This is a genomic window from Streptomyces sp. BK239 (assembly GCF_004217285.1).
Classification (GTDB): Bacteria; Actinomycetota; Actinomycetes; order Streptomycetales; family Streptomycetaceae; genus Streptomyces.
In genome coordinates, this window is the sequence record NZ_SHKS01000002.1 from 799,728 (window position 1) to 819,198 (window position 19,471).

A 19,471-nucleotide genomic window follows, 5' to 3' on the forward strand; every position below is an offset into this window, starting at 1 on the left:
CGACGAGTGACGTCCGTTCCGTGACTCTATTGCAATGTGCGGGAATTTCCGACGGCGGGCCGGAATCCATGGATATTTTTTGGACAGCGGAGGCGGTGAAGCGGGGAAAACGGCAAAAGCCCGGCCCCCGGGGGACGCTGTCGGTGCGTCCCCCGGGGGCCGGGCTGTGGGTTCGGTGCGCCGTGCGCGTCAGACGTTCACGCCGTGCTTGCGGAGGTAGGCGACGGGGTCGATGTCCGAGCCGTACTCCGGGCTGGTGCGGGCCTCGAAGTGCAGGTGCGGGCCGGTGACGTTGCCGGTGGCGCCCGACAGGCCGATCTGCCGGCCCGGGGTGACCTGCTCGCCCACCGAGACGCTGATGGACGACAGGTGGCCGTACTGGGTGTACGTGCCGTCGCTCATCCGGATCACGACCTGGTTGCCGTAGGCGCCGCCCCAGCCGGCCTCGACGACGGTGCCGAGTCCGACGGCGTGCACGGTGGTGCCGCTGGAGGCGTGGAAGTCGATGCCGGTGTGGCTGCCGGAGGACCACAGGGAGCCGCCGGACTTGTAGCTCGTGGAGACGTACGAGCCGCTGATCGGCGGGACGAAGGTGTTCAGGCGCTTGCGCTCGGCGGCGCGGGCGGCACGCGCCCTGGCCGCGCGCTCCTCCCTGACCTTCATGGCTGCCATGACGGCGGCCTTCTTCACCTCGGCGGCCTCCTGGGCCGCCTGCTGCTGGGCGGCGGCCTGGTCGTCGACCTGCTGGGCGACGGAGTCGCCGACGGTGACGACCGGGACGAGGCCGGTCTGCTCGACGGAGGGCGTGGGCTCGGCGGCGACGGCGGAGCCGGAGGCGACGGTGGCGATGACGCCCGTGGTGGTGAGTGCGGCGATGCTCGCCGCGCGCGCGGAGGTGCTCCGCATCCGACCGGGACGACGGTGCTTCCCGGTGGCGCAGGTGAACGCCATGAAGTTGAGCGGTCCTTTCCTTCCCTCTCGCCTACCGGGTTAGCTGACGGGTTCGGAGCAGGAAGGTCTCCTACGGGCCCCCTCGCGACTCGCGCGGGCGTCCGATTCACCCCAGGGACTTCACAGTTGGGTCCCCGGCTCCCCTGGCTCGCGCCGTACGGGGACTCGGCGATGACTGTCCGGTGCCGCGGATGCGGCGCAATGCCTGACGGACAGCCCGGACGAACCTAGACGGGGCCGCTGTCAATTCCCAAACGGAAGCCGCTCTTTGTAGCGCATCCCACAGGGCAGACGGGCAGTCACTCCCTCAATTCGGACATCGTCCGGACAAGACGGAGTCCCGGTGACACATCCGTCACCGGGACTCCACGCGCGCGTGCGGGTAGGTCAGTCGGCCGTGACGACCTTCACCTCGCCGATGCCGAGAGCCTCGACCGGCTCCTTGATCTGCGCCGCGTCACCGACGAGCACGGTCACCAGACGGTCCACCGGGAAGGCGCTCACGGCGGCCGCCGTGGCCTCCACGGTGCCGGTGGCGGCGAGCTGCTGATAGAGCGTCGCCTGGAAGTCGTCCGGCAGGTGCTGCTCGACCTGGTCGGCGAGCGTGGCGGCGACGGCCGCGGCGGTCTCGTACTTCAACGGCGCCACGCCGACGAGGTTCTGCACGGCGACGTCGCGCTCGGCGTCGGTCAGCCCGCCCTCGGCCAGCGTGCGCAGCACCTTCCACAGGTCGTCCAGCGCGGGGCCGGTGTTGGGGGTGTCGACCGAGCCGCTGATGGCGAGCATGGCGGCGCCCGAGCCGTCCGGAGCGGACCGCAGGACCTGCCCGAAGGCGCGCACGCCGTAGGTGTAGCCCTTCTCCTCCCGCAGGACGCGGTCCAGACGGGAGGTGAGGGTGCCGCCCAGGCAGTACGTGCCGAGCACCTGCGCGGGCCACACGCGCGCGTGCCGGTCGGGTCCGATACGGCCGATCAGCAGCTGCGTCTGGACGGCGCCGGGGCGGTCCACGATGACGACCCGGCCGTTGTCGTCGGCGGTGACCGGCGGCACCGGGCGCGGCTGCGCGGCGGAACCCGTCCACGCGCCCAGGGTGTCGCCCAGGAGCGCCGCCAGGTCGACGTCGGTGAGGTCGCCGACGATCACGGCGGTGGCAGTGGCGGGGCGGACGTGCTTCTCGTAGAAGGCGCGCACGGCCGCGGAGTCGATGTTCTCGACCGTCTCCGCGGTGCCCTGACGGGGGCGCGACATGCGCGCGTCGGCCGGGAACAGCTCCCTGGAGAGCTCCTTGGCCGCACGCCGGGAAGGGTTGGCCAGCTCGTGCGGGATCTCGTCCAGGCGGTTGCGGACGAGGCGCTCGACCTCGCTGTCGGCGAACGCGGGCGCCCTGAGGGCGTCGGCGACCAGCCCGAGGGCCTTGGCCAGCCGGGAGGCGGGCACCTCCAGGCTCACGCGGACGCCGGGGTGGTCGGCGTGGGCGTCGAGGGTGGCGCCGCAGCGCTCCAGCTCGGCGGCGAACTCCTCGGCGGAGTGCTTGTCGGTGCCCTCGGAGAAGGCGCGCGCCATGATCGTGGCGACGCCGTCCAGGCCGGCCGGCTCGGCGTCCAGGGGCGCGTCGAGCAGGACCTCGACGGCGACGACCTGCTGCCCGGGGCGGTGGCAGTGCAGGACGGTCAGCCCGTTGTCGAGGGTTCCGCGCTCGGGCGCCGGGAACGCCCATGGCTTGGCGTCGCCCGCCTGCGGCTGGGGGTGGAAGTCCATCGTGGCGAGCTCGGTCACTTGGCCGCCTCCTCGTCGTGGTCGTCGGCGGTGGTCGCGGCGCCTTCGGCGCTCTCCGTGCCCTCGGTGGGCTCGGTGGGCTCGTACACCAGCACCGCGCGGTTGTCGGGGCGCAGCCGGGCCTTCGCGACCTCGCGCACCTCCTGCGCCGTCACGTCCAGCACGCGCTGGACGGCGGTCAGGGCGAGCTGCGGGTCGCCGAACAGCACGGCGAACCGGCACAGTTCGTCGGCGCGGCCGGCGACCGTGCCCAGGCGGTCCAGCCACTCGCGCTCCAACTGCGCCTGGGCGCGCTCCATCTCCTCGTCCGTGGGGCCCTCCTCGGCGAACCGGGCGAGCTCCTCGTCGATGGCGGTCTCGATGACGGGCACCTCGACGTCGCCGGAGGTCTTCACGTCCAGCCAGCCGAGGGAGGGCGCTCCCGCGAGCCGCAGCAGGCCGAAGCCGGCCGCCACCGCGGTGCGGTCGCGGCGCACCAGGCGGTTGTACAGGCGGGAGGACTCGCCGCCGCCGAGGACGGTGAGCGCCAGGTCGACGGCGTCGCACTCGCGCGTGCCGTCCTGCGGCAGACGGTAGGCGGCCATCAGGGCGCGCGCCGGGACCTCCTCCTCGACGACCTCGCGCAGCTGCTCGCCGATGACGTCCGGCAGGGAGCCGTCCCGGGGCGCGGGCTTGCCGTCGTGGCCGGGGATGGACCCGAAGTACTTCTCGATCCAGGCGAGGGTCTGCTCGGGGTCGATGTCGCCGACGACCGACAGGACGGCGTTGTTCGGCGCGTAGTACGTGCGGAAGAACGCGCGCGCGTCCTCCAGGGTCGCCGCGTCCAGGTCGGCCATGGAGCCGATCGGCGTGTGGTGGTAGGGGTGGCCCTCCGGATAGGCGAGGGCGGTGAGCTTCTCGAAGGCGGTGCCGTAGGGCACGTTGTCGTAGCGCTGACGGCGCTCGTTCTTGACGACGTCGCGCTGGTTCTCCATCGACTCGTCGTCCAGGGCGGTCAGCAGGGAGCCCATGCGGTCGGCCTCCAGCCAGAGGGCGAGCTCCAGCTGGTGCGCGGGCATGGTCTCGAAGTAGTTGGTGCGCTCGAAGCTCGTGGTGCCGTTGAGGGAGCCGCCCGCGCCCTGGACCAGCTCGAAGTGCCCGTTGCCCTTGACCTGGGCGGAGCCCTGGAACATGAGGTGCTCGAAGAGGTGGGCGAGTCCGGTGCGCCCCTTGACCTCGTGGCGCGATCCGACGTCGTACCAGAGGCACACCGCCGCGACGGGGGTCAGGTGGTCCTCTGAGAGCACCACGCGCAGGCCGTTGGCCAGGCGGTGCTCGGTCGCTGTCAGGCCCCCGGAGCCTGCCTGGGCTGTGGCCGTGTGACCCATGGGCATGTACGTCCCTTCCGATCGCGGACGCGGTCGTCGAAACCGCGGTTTTCCTGCCGGTCCTGCCACTGTATGCAAGCGCGCGGAGCGTCGGCGAAGTTCCCGGACGACGTACGCCGAGAGCGAGATCGCGTAGCCTGCGGGCAGCCGTGGAGAAGGTGCCTCCCCCACAAGGCGCCGGGCCGACGCCCGGGTCCCGGCCCGCACTGTCAGTGCCACGGTCCACAATGGTCCGCGTCAGATCCCGTCACACGCCTCAGCACGCGAGCGCCCCGCAGGCGAGCGACCAGAACACAGGAGGAGCCGGCAGCGATGGCCCGCCGCAGCACGAAGACCCCGCCTCCCGACGACTCGTACGAGGAGAAGATCCTCGACATCGACGTCGTCGACGAGATGCAGGGCTCCTTCCTCGAGTACGCGTACTCGGTCATCTATTCGCGCGCCCTGCCGGACGCCCGCGACGGCCTCAAGCCCGTGCACCGCCGCATCGTCTACCAGATGAACGAGATGGGCCTGCGCCCCGACCGAGGCTATGTGAAGTGCGCCCGTGTCGTCGGCGAGGTCATGGGCAAGCTGCACCCGCACGGTGACGCGTCGATCTACGACGCGCTGGTGCGCATGGCCCAGCCCTTCTCCATGCGCGTGCCGCTGGTCGACGGCCACGGCAACTTCGGTTCGCTGGGCAACGACGACCCGCCGGCCGCCATGCGGTACACCGAGTGCCGTCAGGCGGCGGCGACGAGCCTGATGACCGAGTCGATCGACGAGGACACCGTCGACTTCGCGCCCAACTACGACGGCCAGGAGCAGGAGCCGGTCGCCCTGCCGGCCGCCTTCCCCAACCTCCTGGTCAACGGCGCCTCCGGAATCGCGGTCGGCATGGCCACCAACATGCCGCCGCACAACCTGGCCGAGGTGATCGCGGCCGCCCGCCATCTGATCCGGCACCCGAACGCGGATCTGGACGCCCTGATGCGGCACGTCCCGGGTCCCGACCTGCCCACCGGCGGCCGCATCGTCGGCCTGTCCGGCATCCGCGACGCCTACGAGACGGGCCGCGGCACCTTCAAAATCCGCGCGACGGTGTCGGTGGAGACGGTGACGGCCCGCCGCAAGGGCCTGGTGGTGACGGAACTGCCGTTCGCCGTCGGCCCCGAGAAGGTCATCGCCAAGATCAAGGACCTGGTCGGCTCGAAGAAGATCCAGGGCATCGCCGACGTCAAGGACCTCACCGACCGCGAGCACGGACTGCGCCTGGTCATCGAGATCAAGAACGGCTTCGTGCCGGAGGCGGTCCTGGAGCAGCTCTACAAGCTGACGCCGATGGAGGAGTCCTTCGGCATCAACAACGTGGCGCTGGTGGACGGTCAGCCGCTCACGCTGGGCCTGAAGGAGCTTCTGGAGGTCTACCTCGACCACCGCTTCGAGGTCGTGCGGCGGCGCAGCGAGTTCCGTCGCGGCAAACGGCGCGACCGCCTCCACCTGGTGGAGGGCCTGCTCACGGCGCTCGTCGACATCGACGAGGTCATCCGGCTGATCCGCTCCAGCGAGAACAGCGCCGAGGCCAAGCAGCGCCTGATCGAGCGCTTCTCCCTGTCCGAGGTGCAGACGCAGTACATCCTGGACACGCCGCTGCGCCGGCTCACCAGGTACGACCGCATCGAGCTGGAGGCGGAGAAGGAGAAGCTCAACGAGGAGATCGCCGAGCTGACCCGGATCCTGGAGTCGGACGCGGAGCTGCGCAAGCTGGTCTCGGCGGAACTGGCGGCGGTGACGAAGAAGTTCGGCACCGAGCGCCGTACGGTCCTGCTGGAGTCGTCGGGCACGCCGGCGGCCGTCGTGCCGCTCCAGGTGGCCGACGACCCGTGCCGGGTGCTGCTCTCCTCGACGGGCCTGCTGGCGCGTACGGCGAACGGCGAGCCCTTCGCCGAGGACGGGGACGTCCGGCGGACCAAGCACGATGTGATCGTCTCCGCGGTGCCTGCCACCGCGCGCGGGGAGATCGGCGCGGTCACCTCGGCGGGCCGTCTGCTGCGGATCAACGTCGTGGACCTGCCGCAACTCCCGGACACCGCCTCGGCGCCGAACCTGTCGGGCGGCGCGCCGGTCGCGGAATTCGTCTCCCTGGAGGGCGACGAGACGCTGGTCTGCCTCACCACGCTCGACGAGTCCTCCCCAGGGCTGGCGATCGGCACCGCGCAGGGCGTGGTCAAGCGGGTGGTGCCGGACTATCCGTCCAACAAGGAGGAGCTGGAGGTCATCACCCTCAAGGAGGGCGACCGGATCGTCGGCGCGGTGGAGCTGCGCACGGGCGAGGAGGACCTGGTCTTCATCACGGACGACGCCCAGTTGCTGCGTTACCAGGCCGGGCAGGTCCGTCCGCAGGGCCGCGCGGCGGGCGGCATGGCCGGCATCAAGGTCGCCGAGGGCGCCAAGGTGATCTCGTTCACCGCGGTGGACCCGGCGGTGGACGCGGTGGTCTTCACCGTCGCCGGCTCGCGCGGCACGCTGGACGACTCCGTGCAGACGACCGCCAAGCTCACCCCGTTCGACCAGTACCCGCGCAAGGGCCGCGCCACCGGCGGTGTGCGCTGCCAGCGGTTCCTCAAGGGCGAGGACTGCCTGTCCCTGGCCTGGGCGGGGCCCGCCCCGGCACGTGCCGCGCAGAAGAACGGCCTGCCGGCCGAACTGCCGGAGATGGACCCCCGCCGCGACGGCTCGGGCGTCTCCCTGGCCAAGACCGTGTCGGTGGTGGCGGGGCCGGTGTAGTACCGCGTCCCTTCCCTCGGGCAAGTGGCCGGCCCCCACCGGGGGTCGGCCGCCTCGGCGGTCGGCGGCCCGCCGTCTCAGGGCTGTGCGAGGCCGGGCTCGAGGCTTTCGACGTCCTCGAACGCCTGCGGCTCGGGATCCCGTACGTAGCGCAGGACGCCCCACATGGCGTGCTCGTCGGGTTGCCGGGCGTCGCTCACGCAGGCCTCCAGTTCGCCCGTGAGGGCGGTGGCGTCGATGCCGGCGCCGATCAGGACGAGCTGGGTGAGGCGTGGCTCGGCGGGTGGCCAGGGCTCGGGGTGGAAGCGCAGGAAGCGGCCCACGGCGTGCACGGCGTAGCGGTTGTGGGGGTCGTGCGGACCGAAGTCGACGTACCCCTTGATCCGGTACAGGCCCTCGGGGCGGCTGTCCAGGAACGACATCGTCCGGCGCGGGTCCAGGGGCGCTTCGCGGGCGAAGGAGAGGCTGTCGTAGGCGGCGTGCAGATGGTCGGCGTGGCCGGCCTCGTCCGTGTGGCGATGCAGGTCGTCGAAGGACAACTGCCCGACGCGCTCCTCGCTCGGCCGGCAGTCGAAGAGGAGCTCGGGGTCGATGCGGCCGTAGGTGGCCGGGACGACGGCGGCCCCGTCGGTGAGGGACCGGACGAGGCCGAGGACCCGGTCGGCGTCGGGCGCCCGGTCCAGCTTGTTCACCACGACCAGGTCGGCGAGGGCGAGGTGCCGGTCGATCTCCGGGTGCTTGGTGCGGGTCTCGTCGAACTCGGCGGCGTCGACGACCTCCACGAGTCCGCCGTACACGATCGCCGGGTGCTCGCTGGCCAGCACCATCCGGACGAGTTCCTGGGGCTCGGCGAGACCGCTGGCCTCGATGACGATGACGTCGACGCCGGTGGCGGGCCGGGCGAGCCGCTCCAGGTAGACGTCGAGTTCGCTCGCGTCGACGGCGCAACACAGGCAGCCGTTGCCGAGGGAGACGGTGGAGTCGCCGAGCGCGCCGGCGACGGCCATGGCGTCGATCTCGATGGCGCCGAAGTCGTTGACGAGGGCGCCGATCCGGCTGCCTCCGCTGCGGTGCAGCAGGTGGTTCAACAGAGTCGTCTTGCCGGAGCCCAGGAAGCCGGCGAGAACGACGACCGGGATCTGCTGCGGGGTTCGGCTCTGCGTCAACGTGCGACCTCTCTGACACCTGGGGGCATGCCGGGCCAGGATACGAGCCGGTGAAGACACCGCGAGACGATCGCCCGTCAGCAGCGTCCGGCCGCTTTCGGAGCGGTCCGGCTCACCCCGCGCCGGGAGTCGCCGCCGGCACCTCCACCGGCGCCGCCGGGCCCACGTACCGCGCGGCCGGGCGGATGATCTTCGAGTCCTGCGCCTGTTCCAGGATGTTCGCGCTCCAGCCCACCGTCCGGCCCGCCGCGAAGGTCGGAGTGAACATCTCGCGGGGCAGACCGCACAGTTCCATGACGACGCCGGCGTAGTACTCCACGTTGGTGTGCAGTTCCCGGCCCGGCTTCAGCTCGGCGAGGATCGCCTCGACGCGTCGCTCGACGTCGACGGCGAAGTCGACACGCGGGCCTCCGAAGCTCTGGGCGATCTCCCGGAGCATCCGTGAGCGCGGGTCCTCGGTGCGGTAGACGGCGTGCCCGAAGCCCATGATCCGCTCACCTGCGAGGACGCGGTCCCGGATCCAGGAGTCGACGCGGTCGGGCGTGCCGATCGCGTCCAGGGTGTCCAGGGCGCGGCTGGGCGCGCCGCCGTGCAGCGGCCCCGAGAGGGCGCCCACGGCTCCGACGAGACAGGCGGCGACGTCCGCGCCGGTCGAGGCGATGACCCTGGCGGTGAACGTCGACGCGTTGAAGCCGTGGTCGATGGTCGATATCAGGTACTGCTCGACGGCCCTCGCCTGCTCCGGCTCCGGCTCCGCCCCCGTGAGCATGTGGAGGTAGCCGGCCGCGTACGGCAGGTCCTCGCGCGGCTGCACGGGCTCAAGCCCCTTCCCCAGCCGGTACAGGGCGGTGAGCAGCGTCGGCACGGCCGCGGCCGCCACGACGGTGTCCTCGCGGCGCTGGTCCGCGTCGATGTCGTACACCGGGCGGAAGCCGCGTGCCGCTCCGAGGAGGGAGAGCGCCGTGCGCATCCCGGCGAGGGGGTTGCCGTTCGCGGCGGCGGCGATGGCCGGCAGCGCCCGCGTCACCTCGTCGGGCAGGCGGCGAAGGGCCGCGATCTCGGCGGCGAAGGCGTCGCCGCGCGGCCCGTCGGGCAATTCGCCGTGGACGAGGAGGTGCCAGACGTCCTCGAAACGGCGGGTGCGCGCGAGTTCCACGGCCGAGTACTGCCGGTAGTGGTAGAAGCCCTCGCGGCCTCGGACGTCGCCGACCTCCGTGTCGGCGACGACGACTCCGGCGAGTCCTCGCGGTACCTCGACGGGTGTGGCTGCGGACCTGTTGACGGACATGTTTTCCTCCCTGAACTTGATTCGACTGTCCATGATTGACTCAACAGTGTCAATATTGATTGAATCAATATAACGACCTCCTGGATACGGTGATCCCATGCGCGATCAAGAACACGGCCGGACCGGCGGTCCCGGCCGCCCCGAGCGGCGGCTGAGCACGAAGGAGGCCGCCGAACTGCTCGGCGTGAAACCCGAGACCGTGTACGCCTACGTCAGCCGCGGCCAGCTCAGCAGCCGGCGAGCGGCAGGCGGCCGGGGCAGCACCTTCGACGCCGACGAGGTCGAGGCGCTCGCCCGGCGCAACCGGCGGGACAGCGGTACGGGCCAGACGCCCGGCGCCGAACTGTCCGTGCGCACCCGCCTCACCCTCATCGAGGACGACCGCTACTACTTCCGCGGCGTCGACGCCGCCGAGCTCGCCGTCCGGCACTCCTACGAGGAGGTCGCCGAGTGGCTGTGGACCGGGCGGATGCACCGCGGGGCCACCTTCACCGCGCCGCCCGCCTCCATCGACGCCGCCCACCGCGCGGCCAACGCGCTGCCCGCCCACACCGGCCCCACCGACCGGCTGCGCGTCGCCGCGGTCGCCGCCGCCGTCGCCGACCCCCTGCGCTTCGACCTGTCCGAGGACGCGGTCCTGGGCACCGCGCGCACCCTCATCCCCACCCTGGTCGCCGCCCTGCCGCCAAAGAACCCCGCCCATCAGGACGGCCGGTCCATCGCGCACCGCCTGTGGGGCCGGCTGAGCCGCCTGCCCGCCACCGAGGCCTCGCTGCACGCTCTGGACACGGCCCTCGGCCTCCTCGTCGACCACGACCTGGCCGCCTCGACGCTCGCCGTGCGCGTCGCCGCGAGCGCCCGCGCGCACGCGTACGCGGCCATCTCGGCGGGTCTGGGCGTGATCGAGGGGCCGCTGCACGGCGCGGCCAGCGGGCTCGCCCACCGGTTGCTGCGGGAGGTGCTCGACCAGGGCTCGGCGGCGCCCGTGATCGCCGAGGAGCTGCGGGCCGGCCGCCGCATCCCGGGGCTCGGACACCGGCTCTACCCGGGCGAGGACCCACGCGCGCGCGTGCTGTTCGCCCTCCTGGAGGAGATCCCCGAGGCGGCGCCCGCACTGGCCGCGGCCCGGGACGTCGTGATCACGACCGCGCGGCACACCTCGTTGCACGCCAACGTCGACCTCGCGCTCGCCGTGCTCACCGTCTCCTGCGGCATGGCGGCCTCGGCCGGCGAGGCCGTCTTCGCCGTCGCCAGAACGGCGGGCTGGATCGCCCACGCTCTGGAGGAGTACGGCGAGCAGCCCCTGCGGATGCGCCCGAGCGGCCACTACGTCGGGCCGAAACCGACCCGTGCGCTGCCGGAATGACACTCGGGGCGTCACCGGTGGGTCCGGCGAGGAGCACCGGGCAGGCGAGTGCGACACCGGCTGACCTGGGGTCATGTGCAGGCCGCCGGGGCGGTGCGGGGCACGCGTACGTGCCGCCGCGCCAGGACACTCGGCGGACCGGGAAGTCGCTCCGGGCGAAGTCAGGTTAGGCTCACCTCTGTGAGTACGTGCACGTCTGTCGCGCGGGACCTCGACGAGCCCATGTCCGGGACCGCGCCCACGGCGAGGACCTGGCTCCTGGTGGAACAGCCCGGCCCCTGGGGCGCCAAGGCGCTCGTGTCGAGCCACCTCGACCCCGTGCTGGGCCGCGCCCTGGAGGCCGCGGCGAAGGACACGGGCGTACGCGTCGTGCTCATCCGGCGTCCCGGGCCGCACGCCGACTTCCGCACACCGCGGCTGCGCCGCGTGTACGCCGCCCACACGGTCCCCGGACGGGTGTGGATCCGCAGCGCCACGACCAGCGACCCGAGCCGGCTGCTGGACCTCGACTTCGCCGCCCTCGGCCGGGGCGAGGCCCGCTCCTTCGACGCGGCGCTGGACGGCCGTCCGCACACCGGCGGTCCGCTGGCCCTCGTCTGCACCAACGGCAAGCGCGACCGCTGCTGCGCACTGCTGGGCCGTCCGCTCGCCGCCGAACTCGCCGCCTCGGACGTGGACGGCGTCTGGGAGGTGACCCACCTGGGCGGGCACCGCTTCTCCCCCACGGCGCTCGTGCTCCCGTACGGCTACGCGTACGGCCGTGCCGAGGCGCACGCCCTCAAGGAGGTCCTGTACCGGGCGCAGGAGGGGCGGATCGTCGTGGAGGGAAGCCGCGGCTGCTCGGCCTGGGAGCGGCCCGGCCAGGCGGCGGAACTCGCCGTGCGCGCGGCGGCCGGCGAGTACGCGGCGCAGGCGCTCACCGTCGTCGCCACCCAGGGCGGGGCGCCGCGCTGGGAGGTGACGGTCGCGCACGCCGACGGGCGGCACTGGCGGGTCGTCGTGGCGCAGGGCGCGTCGCTGCCGCCGCGTCCGGAGAGCTGCGGGGCGTCCGTGCTGGGCTCCCCGGCGCGGATGGACGTGGAGTCGGTGCGCGAGCTGACGCCCGCCGGGGCGCTGGCGGGCTGACGCCGCCCCGCGTGTCCCCGGGCCCACCAGACGCCTTCACAGGGCCGCTCGGGAGTCGCCGCGGCGGCCGCTCGGCAGCCGCCCGGCGGAGACCCTCGCGAGATCCCCGCCACACACCCCTACGGCTGGACCGGCACGTCCACGTACCGTCATGGGTATGAGCCCCGCTCCCCCCGTTCGACGCCTGCGCCTCGGCATGCCCCGCCGCATGGTCTCGCAGGTGCTGCTCATGCAGCTCGCGATCGCCGCGGGCGTCGTGGTGCTCGCCACCGGGCTGTTCCTCGCCCCGCTCAGCGACCAGCTGGACGACCAGGCGATGCGCCGCGCGCTCGCCATCGCCCAGACCACCGCGGCGGTGCCCCAGCTCGCCGACGACCTCCGCGACACCCCGCCCACGGTCCACGGGCCGGTGCAGCGGGAGGCCGAGCGCATCCGCGAGGCCAGCGGGGCCGAGTACGTCGTGATCATGGATCTTCACGGCACGCGCTGGTCGCACCCCGACCCCGCGCAGGTCGGCGGCCATGTCTCGACGGACCCCAGCGAGGCCCTCGCCGGCCGGGAGGTCATGGGGATCGACAGCGGCACCCTGGGCCGCTCGGCACGCGGCAAGGTGCCCCTGAGGGACAGTGACGGCAGGATCGTCGGGGCGGTCTCGGTCGGCATCGAGTACGACAGCGTGCGCGCGCGGCTGATCCACGCCATACCCGGACTCTTCGCCTACGCCGGGGGCGCCCTTGCCGTGGGCGCCCTGGCCGCCTGGCTGATCTCCCGGCGGGTCCACCGGCAGACCCGTGACCTGGCCTTCTCCGACATCTCGGCGCTGCTCTCCGAACGCGAGGCGATGCTGCACGGCATCCGGGAGGGCGTCGTCGCCCTCGACCGCGCGGGCCGCGTCCGCCTCCTGAACGACGAGGCGCAGCGGCTCCTCGGCATCGGCGAGGAACGGGCGGTCGGCCGCACGCCCGACGAGGCGCTCGGCGAGGGCCGCACCGCCGACGTCCTGGCCGGCCGGGTGACGGGCACCGACCTGATCACCGTGCGCGGGCAGCGCGTCCTGATCGCCAACCGCATGCCCACCGACGACGGCGGCGCGGTGGCCACCCTGCGCGACCGCACCGAGCTGGAGCAGCTCGGCCGTGAGCTGGACTCGACGCGCGGCCTGATCGACGCGCTGCGCGCCCAGGACCACGAGCACGCCAACCGGATGCACACCCTGCTCGGACTGCTCGAACTGGAGCGGTACGACGACGCGGTGGAGTTCGTCGGCGAGGTGGTCGGCGACCACCGGGCGACCGCGGAGCAGGTCACCGAGAAGATCGAGGACCCGCTGCTCGCCGCCCTCCTCGTCGGCAAGGCGACCGTCGCCGCCGAACGCGGGGTGGCGCTACGGGTGTCGGACCGCACGCGGCTCCCGGACCGGCTGGTGGATCCGCGCGGGCTGGTCACCGTCGTCGGCAACCTGGTGGACAACGCGCTCGACGCCGTCGCCGGGACCGCGCACGCACGCGTGGAGGTCGAACTCCGCGCCGAGGGACGCACCGCCGTCCTCAGGGTGCGCGACACAGGGCCCGGAATCCCGGTGGAGCACCGCGAGTCGGTGTTCACCGAGGGCTGGTCCACGAAGAAGCCGCCCGCGCACGGCAAGCGCGGCATCGGCCTCTCCCTGGTGCGCAGGCTCGCCGAACGGCAGGGCGGCAGGGCCTGCGTCGACGAGGCGCTCGGCGGAGGCGCCGAGTTCACCGTGGTCCTTCCCGAGGCACTGGCCGATCCCGCCCCCGAACCGGCCCTCGAACCCGCCCTGGCCGCATCCGCGAAGGGCACAGCCGAAGAGGAGTCGCGATGATCGAGGTCCTGGTCGTGGACGACGACACCAGGGTCGCCCAGGTCAACGCCGCGTATGTCGAGAAGGTGCCGGGCTTCCACGTCGCGGGCGAGGCGCACAGCGCCGCTGAGGCGCTGCGTCAACTGGAGTCGCTGCCACGGCTGGACCTGGTCCTGCTGGACCACTACCTGCCCGACGAGACGGGCCTGGACGTCGTCCAGGAGATGCGCCGGCGCGGCCACCAAGCGGACGTGATCATGGTGACGGCGGCGCGGGACGTCACGACGGTGCAGTCGGCGATGCGCCACGGCGCGCTCCAGTACCTGGTCAAGCCGTTCAACTTCGCCGGTCTGCGAGCCAAGCTGGAGGCGTACGCCGAGCTGCGCCGCACGCTCGACGGCGGCGGTGAGGCCGAACAGGCGGACGTGGACCGCATCTTCGGCGCGCTGTCCGCCCCTTCGGAGCCGGGACTGCCCAAGGGGCACTCCCCCACCACGGCCGAACTCGTGCGCCAGTCCCTGATGAGCGCCCAAGGGCCTCTGTCGGCCCAGGAGATCGCCGACCGCACCGGGGTGAGCCGCCAGACCGCCCAGCGCTATCTGAAGCTCCTGGAGCGCACCGGGAGAGCCCGGCTGACCCTCAAGTACGGCGACGCGGGCCGCCCGGAACACCGTTACGTGTGGGTGACCCGCGCCTGAGGACAACAGAAGCCGGGGGTGATGGAGCTAGGCCGCTCCCGCTCCCGTCAGTGAGCGGACCTCGGTCTCCGCGTGCTTGGCCTCGTCCGGCCGCTCGCCCGAGGTCAGGGTGCCGAGCCAGCCGGCGAGGAAGCCGAGCGGGATCGAGACCAGGCCGGGGTTCTGCAGCGGGAAAACCTGGAAGTCGGCGGCCGGGAAGAGCGATTCAGGGCTGCCCGACACCACAGGCGACAACACCACGAGCGCCACGGCGGGGATGAGCCCGCCGTAGACGGCCCACACCGCGCCGCGGGTGGTGAAGTTCCGCCAGAACAGCGAGTACAGCAGGACCGGCAGGTTCGCGGACGCGGCGACGGCGAAGGCGAGGCCCACCAGGAAGGCGACGTTGAGGTCGCGGGCGAGGAGTCCGAGGCCGATGGCGACCGCGCCGACCCCGACGGCGGCGAACCGCGCGACCGCGACCTCACCGCGGGGGTCGGTGTGCCGGCGCCGCAGCGAGGCGTACAGGTCGTGGGCCACGGACGCCGATGAGGCGAGGGTGATCCCCGCGACCACCGCGAGGATGGTGGCGAACGCGACGGCCGCCACGACCGCGAACAGCACCGTGCCGCCCGTGGAACCGGCTCCGCCGCCCAGGTCCAGGGCGAGCAGCGGCACGGCGGTGTTGCCGGCCGCGTTCGAGGCGCGGACGGCGTCGGGGCCGACGATCGCCGCCGCGCCGAAGCCGAGGACGATCGTCATCAGGTAGAAGCCGCCGATGAGCCCGATCGACCAGACCACGGAACGCCGGGCGGCCCGCGCGGTCGGCACGGTGTAGAAGCGGGACAGGATGTGCGGCAGACCGGCGGTGCCCAGCACCAGCGCGAGCCCGAGGCTCATGAAGTCGCACCGCGCCGTCCAGTCCCCGCCGTACTTCAGCCCGGGGGCGAGGAACGCGGCGCCGTGCCCGCTGCGTTCGGCCGCCGTCAGCAGCAGCCGGTCGAAGTCGCCGTGGAAGCGCAGCAGGACGAGCACGGTGAGCGCGATGGTGCCGCCGAGCAGCAGGACCGCCTTCACGATCTGGATCCAGGTGGTGGCCCGCATCCCTCCCAGCGACACGTAGATCACCATGAGCGCGCCGACGCCGATGACGGTCCAGGCCCGCGCCGCCTCGCCACTCTGGCCGAGGAGCAGCGCCACCAGGCTGCCCGCGCCCACCATCTGCGCCACCAGATACAGAACGGACACCGTGACCGAGGAAGTTCCCGCCGCGATCCGTACCGGCCGCTCGCGCATGCGTGCCGCCACGACGTCGGCGAGCGTGAACCGCCCGCAGTTGCGCACCAGTTCGGCGACGAGGAGGAGCACCACGAGCCAGGCCACGAGGAAGCCCACCGAGTACAGCAGGCCGTCGTAGCCGAAGAGGGCGATGAGTCCGGAGATGCCGAGGAAGGAGGCGGCCGACATGTAGTCGCCGGCGATGGCGAACCCGTTCTCCATCGGCGAGAACAGCCGCCCGCCGACGTAGAACTCCTCCGCCGAGCCGTGCCGGTCGCGGCTCACCCAGGTCGTGATGCCGAGGGTGACCGCGATGAAGGCGCTGAACAGGGCCAGCGCCAGCGTCTGGTGGTTGCCGGTCACGAGGCACCGCCCCGCGCCCCGCGCGTCAGTTCCTGGGTGTCCCAGCGCAGTTCGAGGGCCGCGCGGTCCCTGCGCAGCCGTGCGTGGCGGGAGTAGGCCCAGGTGAGCAGGAAGGTCGTGAGGAACTGGCCGAGGCCGGCGAGCAGCGCGACGTTCACCGCGCCGGCGACGGGCCGCGCCATGAGACCGGGCGCGGTGGTCGCGGCGACCACGTAGGCCACGTACCAGAGGAGGAATCCGGCGGTCGCGGGGACGACGAACCGCCGGTAGCGGCCCCTCACCTCCTGGAAGGCCTCGCTGCGCTGTACTTCGAGGTAGACCTGTGCGGCCGCCTCGGCGGCGTCCTCACGCGCCCGGCGCGCGGCAGGGACGCCGGTCGCGGGCGGGGGCGCGGTGGGGGCGCCCGCCTCGGCCCAGGCGGAAGCGAGCGCGTCGTACCAGGGGTCGTCGTAGCGCACGTCCGCCGGCGCTTCGTCGAACGCCAGACCGTGGCCCTGCCGATGGTCGCCCGGACTTTCGGAACCGTCCCCGCTGCCGAGGGCACGTCTGTTGCTTGACTGCATGCCCAAGGATGGACAGAACGGGAAGATCCCTGACTTCTCTTCCCCGCGCTCTTCACTCCATCAGGTGACCAGGAGCCTGAGCGCCGCCCCGGGACGACGACGAACCGGGGCGTCGCGGGCTAGGCGTCGATGCGGGAGCGGTCCAGGGTCGCCGCGGAGCTGGAGATGAACTCCTTGCGCGGCGCCACGTCGTTGCCCATCAACAGGTCGAACACCTGCTCGGATGCTTCCAGGTCGGAGAGGTTGATCCGGCGCAGGGTGCGGTGACGGGGGTCCATCGTGGTCTCGGCCAGCTGGTCGGCGTCCATCTCGCCGAGGCCCTTGTAGCGCTGGATGGAGTCCTTGTAGCGGATGCCCTTGCTCTGGAACTCCATGAGCTTGTCGCGCAGTTCGCGGTCCGAGTACGTGTAGACGTACTTGTCCTGGCCGCGCTTGGGCTGGATCAGCTCGATGCGGTGCAGCGGCGGGACCGCGGCGAACACCCGGCCGGCCTCGACCATGGGCCGCATGTAGCGCTGGAACAGGGTCAGCAGCAGGCACCGGATGTGGGAGCCGTCCACGTCGGCGTCGGTCATCATGATGATCTTGCCGTAGCGGGCCGCGTCGATGTCGAACGTGCGCCCGGAGCCGGCCCCTATGACCTGGATGATCGCGCCGCACTCGGCGTTCTTCAGCATGTCGGTCACGGACGACTTCTGGACGTTGAGGATCTTGCCGCGGATCGGCAGCAGCGCCTGGAACTCGGAGTTGCGGGCGAGCTTGGCCGTGCCGAGCGCGGAGTCGCCCTCGACGATGAACAGCTCGCTGCGGTCGACGTCGTCGCTGCGGCAGTCGGCGAGCTTGGCCGGCAGCGAGGACGACTCCAGGGCCGTCTTGCGGCGCTGAGCGTCCTTGTGCTGACGGGCCGCGATACGCGTGCGTGCGGCGGCGACGGCCTTCTCCATGACGACCCGCGCCTGGGCGGCGGCATCGCGCTTGGTGGAGGTCAGGAACGCCTTGAGCTCCCGGGCGATCACCGTGTTGACGATCCTGCGGGCGGCCGAGGTGCCGAGCACCTCCTTGGTCTGGCCCTCGAACTGCGGCTCTGCGAGCCGGACGGTGACGACGGCGGTCAGGCCCTCCAGTGCGTCGTCCTTGACGATGTCGTCCTCGGCGACGCGCAGCATCTTCTTGGTGCGTAGCACCTCGTTCATCGTCCTGGCGACGGCCTGCTCGAAGCCGGCGACGTGGGTGCCGCCCTTGGGCGTGGCGATGATGTTGACGAACGACCGCAGCGTCGTGTCGTAGCCGGTGCCCCAGCGCATCGCGACGTCTACGCCGAGCTCACGGGTGACCTCGGTCGGCGTCATCTGACCGTGGTCGTCCAGGACGGGCACGGTCTCCTTGAAGGTGCCCTGCCCGGTGAAGCGCAGCACGTCGCAGACGGGCTTGTCGGTGGCGAGGTACTCGCAGAACTCGCTGATGCCGCCGTCGAAGCGGAAGGACTCCTCGCCCTTGCTGCCGCCCTCGCCGAGGCCGTACTCGTCGCGGACGACGATCGTCAGGCCGGGCACCAGGAACGCGGTCTGGCGGGCCCGCTGGTGGAGCGTGTCCAGGGAGAGCTTGGCGTCCTTGAGGAAGATCTGCCGGTCGGCCCAGTAACGCACGCGCGTGCCGGTGCGGGTCTTGGGGATCCGCTTGGTCTTGCGCAGGCCGCCCGCGGCCTCGAACTTCGCCTCCGGTCCGCCCGTGGCGAACGCGCCGGGGACGCCGCGGCGGAAGCTGATCGCGTGCGTGCTGCCCCCACGGTCGACCTCGATGTCCAGGCGGGCGGAGAGGGCGTTCACCACGGAGGCGCCGACGCCGTGCAGACCGCCGGAGGCGGCGTAGGAGCCGCCGCCGAACTTGCCGCCGGCGTGCAGCTTGGTCATGACGACCTCGACGCCGGAGAGGCCGGTCTTGGGTTCGACGTCGACCGGGATGCCGCGGCCGTTGTCGCGTACCTCCACCGAGGCGTCGTCGTGGAGGACGACCTCGATGTGGTCGCAGTAGCCGCCCAGGGCCTCGTCGACGGAGTTGTCGATGATCTCCCACAGGCAGTGCATCAGGCCACGGCTGTCGGTCGATCCGATGTACATGCCCGGGCGCTTGCGTACGGCCTCGAGCCCCTCGAGGACGAGCAGGTGCCGCGCGGTGTAGTTGGAACCGTCCCGGTCTGCTCCTGCCAGCAGCGCAGTGGACGGCACGGACGTATCGGCGGTCACGCGGTTCGCTCCTCGCTGAATTTCACGGTGGGCCCTTGTGGGTAAGGGCGCGGCTTCGGTCGCCGCCAAGAGGGTACCGAGGCCTGGTAGAGCCGTTGTAACGCCACCCTCGTCCGAAACTCACAGTAGTCCAGACTCGCATGGATGTTCGATCCCTCGATGGGGTGAAGTACATATCACGTTCCCTTCGAGGCATGAACCATTTAGGCTCCGGGCACGTCCTCATGAGCAAACCGGCAATCCAGCCGGGAGGACCGGACCATGACCGACAGCGCGAAACCGTAAGACACATCAGACACGCAATACGGCACATTCGCCGCCAAACCGGCAGCAGACGGCCGCCTCGGAAAGAATTTTCCGAGGAGAAGCCACGAGCGGGAACGTTTTGGGGCTGGTTGGATGTTGACCCTGGTACGACAGCTCGTCGAGCTAGAGAAGAGGCGACGTGACTACTGTTCTGACCCCCGCGAGCCCGCTGACGGCCGCTGACCGCTGCGACCGCTGCGGCGCACAGGCGTACGTGCGCGTCGTCCTGCTCAGCGGCGGAGAACTGCTCTTCTGCGCCCACCACGGCCGCAAGTTCGAGCCGGAACTCAAGAAGATCGCCGCTGAGATACAGGACGAGACGGAGCGGCTGACGACCGTTCCCGCATCCGCCTCCGAAGATGAGCGCTGACAACCGACGCGTTCGACGACGAGCCAGATCCGGCTAGGCCG

14 protein-coding genes and 1 riboswitch are annotated in these 19,471 nt (G+C 71.8%); of the genes, 6 read left to right on the plus strand and 8 right to left on the minus strand.

Features of this window, described 5'->3' with window-relative positions; all coding sequences use genetic code 11:
• Positions 1 to 189 precede the first annotated feature (189 nt).
• From EV567_RS09435 to EV567_RS09445, 3 genes are all read right to left on the minus strand, one after another.
• A complete protein-coding gene (locus EV567_RS09435) occupies positions 190 to 951 on the minus strand; it encodes a M23 family metallopeptidase (protein ID WP_130438196.1) in 762 nt (253 codons plus the stop codon).
• 13 nt (positions 952 to 964) lie between these two features.
• Positions 965 to 1,132: riboswitch (cyclic di-AMP (ydaO/yuaA leader) on the minus strand.
• A gap of 206 nt (positions 1,133 to 1,338) precedes the next feature.
• Complete coding sequence (locus tag EV567_RS09440) at positions 1,339 to 2,727, minus strand: pitrilysin family protein (RefSeq protein WP_130438197.1); 1,389 nt, start codon at positions 2,725 to 2,727, stop codon at positions 1,339 to 1,341.
• Complete coding sequence (locus tag EV567_RS09445; protein ID WP_242620741.1) at positions 2,724 to 4,094, minus strand: pitrilysin family protein; 1,371 nt, start codon at positions 4,092 to 4,094, stop codon at positions 2,724 to 2,726. The genes EV567_RS09440 and EV567_RS09445 overlap by 4 nt, the downstream gene beginning before the upstream one ends.
• A 312-nt stretch (positions 4,095 to 4,406) precedes the next feature.
• On the opposite strand from EV567_RS09445, the gene EV567_RS09450 reads away from it, so the two are divergent.
• Complete coding sequence (locus tag EV567_RS09450) at positions 4,407 to 6,863, plus strand: DNA topoisomerase (ATP-hydrolyzing) subunit A (RefSeq protein WP_130438199.1); 2,457 nt, start codon at positions 4,407 to 4,409, stop codon at positions 6,861 to 6,863.
• 77 nt (positions 6,864 to 6,940) lie between these two features.
• Here the strand turns inward: EV567_RS09450 and EV567_RS09455 are convergent, their stop codons facing one another.
• Both EV567_RS09455 and EV567_RS09460 read right to left on the minus strand, forming a co-directional pair.
• Entirely contained in the window at positions 6,941 to 8,029 is a 1,089-nt protein-coding gene (locus EV567_RS09455) for a GTP-binding protein (RefSeq protein WP_130438200.1), read from the minus strand.
• Between the two features lie 112 nt (positions 8,030 to 8,141).
• Positions 8,142 to 9,317: a citrate synthase/methylcitrate synthase gene (locus tag EV567_RS09460; protein WP_130438201.1), complete on the minus strand. Its 1,176-nt coding sequence runs from the start codon at positions 9,315 to 9,317 to the stop codon at positions 8,142 to 8,144.
• A gap of 97 nt (positions 9,318 to 9,414) precedes the next feature.
• Here EV567_RS09460 and EV567_RS09465 point away from each other — a divergent pair, with 97 nt between their 5' ends.
• The 4 genes from EV567_RS09465 (at position 9,415) to EV567_RS09480 (ending at position 14,328) form a co-directional block, all read left to right on the plus strand.
• The gene (locus EV567_RS09465; RefSeq protein ID WP_130438202.1) at positions 9,415 to 10,683 is read left to right on the plus strand and encodes a citrate synthase; all 1,269 of its coding nucleotides are present in this window, start codon (positions 9,415 to 9,417) and stop codon (positions 10,681 to 10,683) included.
• Between the two features lie 180 nt (positions 10,684 to 10,863).
• Entirely contained in the window at positions 10,864 to 11,808 is a 945-nt protein-coding gene (locus tag EV567_RS09470; protein WP_130438203.1) for a sucrase ferredoxin, read from the plus strand.
• A gap of 157 nt (positions 11,809 to 11,965) precedes the next feature.
• Positions 11,966 to 13,651, plus strand: coding sequence for a sensor histidine kinase (locus EV567_RS09475; protein ID WP_130438204.1), 1,686 nt, complete (start codon positions 11,966 to 11,968; stop codon positions 13,649 to 13,651).
• Positions 13,648 to 14,328: a response regulator gene (locus EV567_RS09480; RefSeq protein WP_130438205.1), complete on the plus strand. Its 681-nt coding sequence runs from the start codon at positions 13,648 to 13,650 to the stop codon at positions 14,326 to 14,328. Before EV567_RS09475 ends, EV567_RS09480 begins: the two co-directional genes overlap by 4 nt.
• Positions 14,329 to 14,355: 27 nt before the next feature.
• Here EV567_RS09480 and EV567_RS09485 read toward each other — a convergent pair whose 3' ends face one another.
• From EV567_RS09485 to EV567_RS09495, 3 genes are all read right to left on the minus strand, one after another.
• Positions 14,356 to 15,948, minus strand: coding sequence for a cation acetate symporter (locus tag EV567_RS09485; RefSeq protein ID WP_130438206.1), 1,593 nt, complete (start codon positions 15,946 to 15,948; stop codon positions 14,356 to 14,358).
• A complete protein-coding gene (locus tag EV567_RS09490) occupies positions 15,945 to 16,511 on the minus strand; it encodes a DUF485 domain-containing protein (RefSeq protein ID WP_130438207.1) in 567 nt (188 codons plus the stop codon). The genes EV567_RS09485 and EV567_RS09490 overlap by 4 nt, the downstream gene beginning before the upstream one ends.
• A gap of 119 nt (positions 16,512 to 16,630) precedes the next feature.
• Positions 16,631 to 18,754, minus strand: coding sequence for a type IIA DNA topoisomerase subunit B (locus tag EV567_RS09495; RefSeq protein ID WP_130438208.1), 2,124 nt, complete (start codon positions 18,752 to 18,754; stop codon positions 16,631 to 16,633).
• 445 nt (positions 18,755 to 19,199) lie between these two features.
• Between EV567_RS09495 and EV567_RS09500 the strand changes: the two genes are divergently transcribed.
• Positions 19,200 to 19,430, plus strand: a complete 231-nt coding sequence (locus EV567_RS09500; protein WP_130438209.1) for a hypothetical protein — start codon at positions 19,200 to 19,202, stop codon at positions 19,428 to 19,430.
• Positions 19,431 to 19,471: the final 41 nt, after the last annotated feature.

Excerpts from the sequence above, each read along its gene's own strand:
- EV567_RS09435 (WP_130438196.1), bottom strand. The coding sequence starts at position 951 with ATGGCGTTCACCTGCGCCACCGGGAAGCACCGTCGTCCCGGTCGGATG.
- EV567_RS09445 (WP_242620741.1), bottom strand. The coding sequence starts at position 4,094 with ATGGGTCACACGGCCACAGCCCAGGCAGGCTCCGGGGGCCTGACAGCG.
- EV567_RS09450 (WP_130438199.1), top strand. The coding sequence starts at position 4,407 with ATGGCCCGCCGCAGCACGAAGACCCCGCCTCCCGACGACTCGTACGAG.
- EV567_RS09460 (WP_130438201.1), bottom strand. The coding sequence starts at position 9,317 with ATGTCCGTCAACAGGTCCGCAGCCACACCCGTCGAGGTACCGCGAGGA.
- EV567_RS09465 (WP_130438202.1), top strand. The coding sequence starts at position 9,415 with ATGCGCGATCAAGAACACGGCCGGACCGGCGGTCCCGGCCGCCCCGAG.
- EV567_RS09475 (WP_130438204.1), top strand. The coding sequence starts at position 11,966 with ATGAGCCCCGCTCCCCCCGTTCGACGCCTGCGCCTCGGCATGCCCCGC.
- EV567_RS09480 (WP_130438205.1), top strand. The coding sequence starts at position 13,648 with ATGATCGAGGTCCTGGTCGTGGACGACGACACCAGGGTCGCCCAGGTC.
- EV567_RS09490 (WP_130438207.1), bottom strand. The coding sequence starts at position 16,511 with ATGCAGTCAAGCAACAGACGTGCCCTCGGCAGCGGGGACGGTTCCGAA.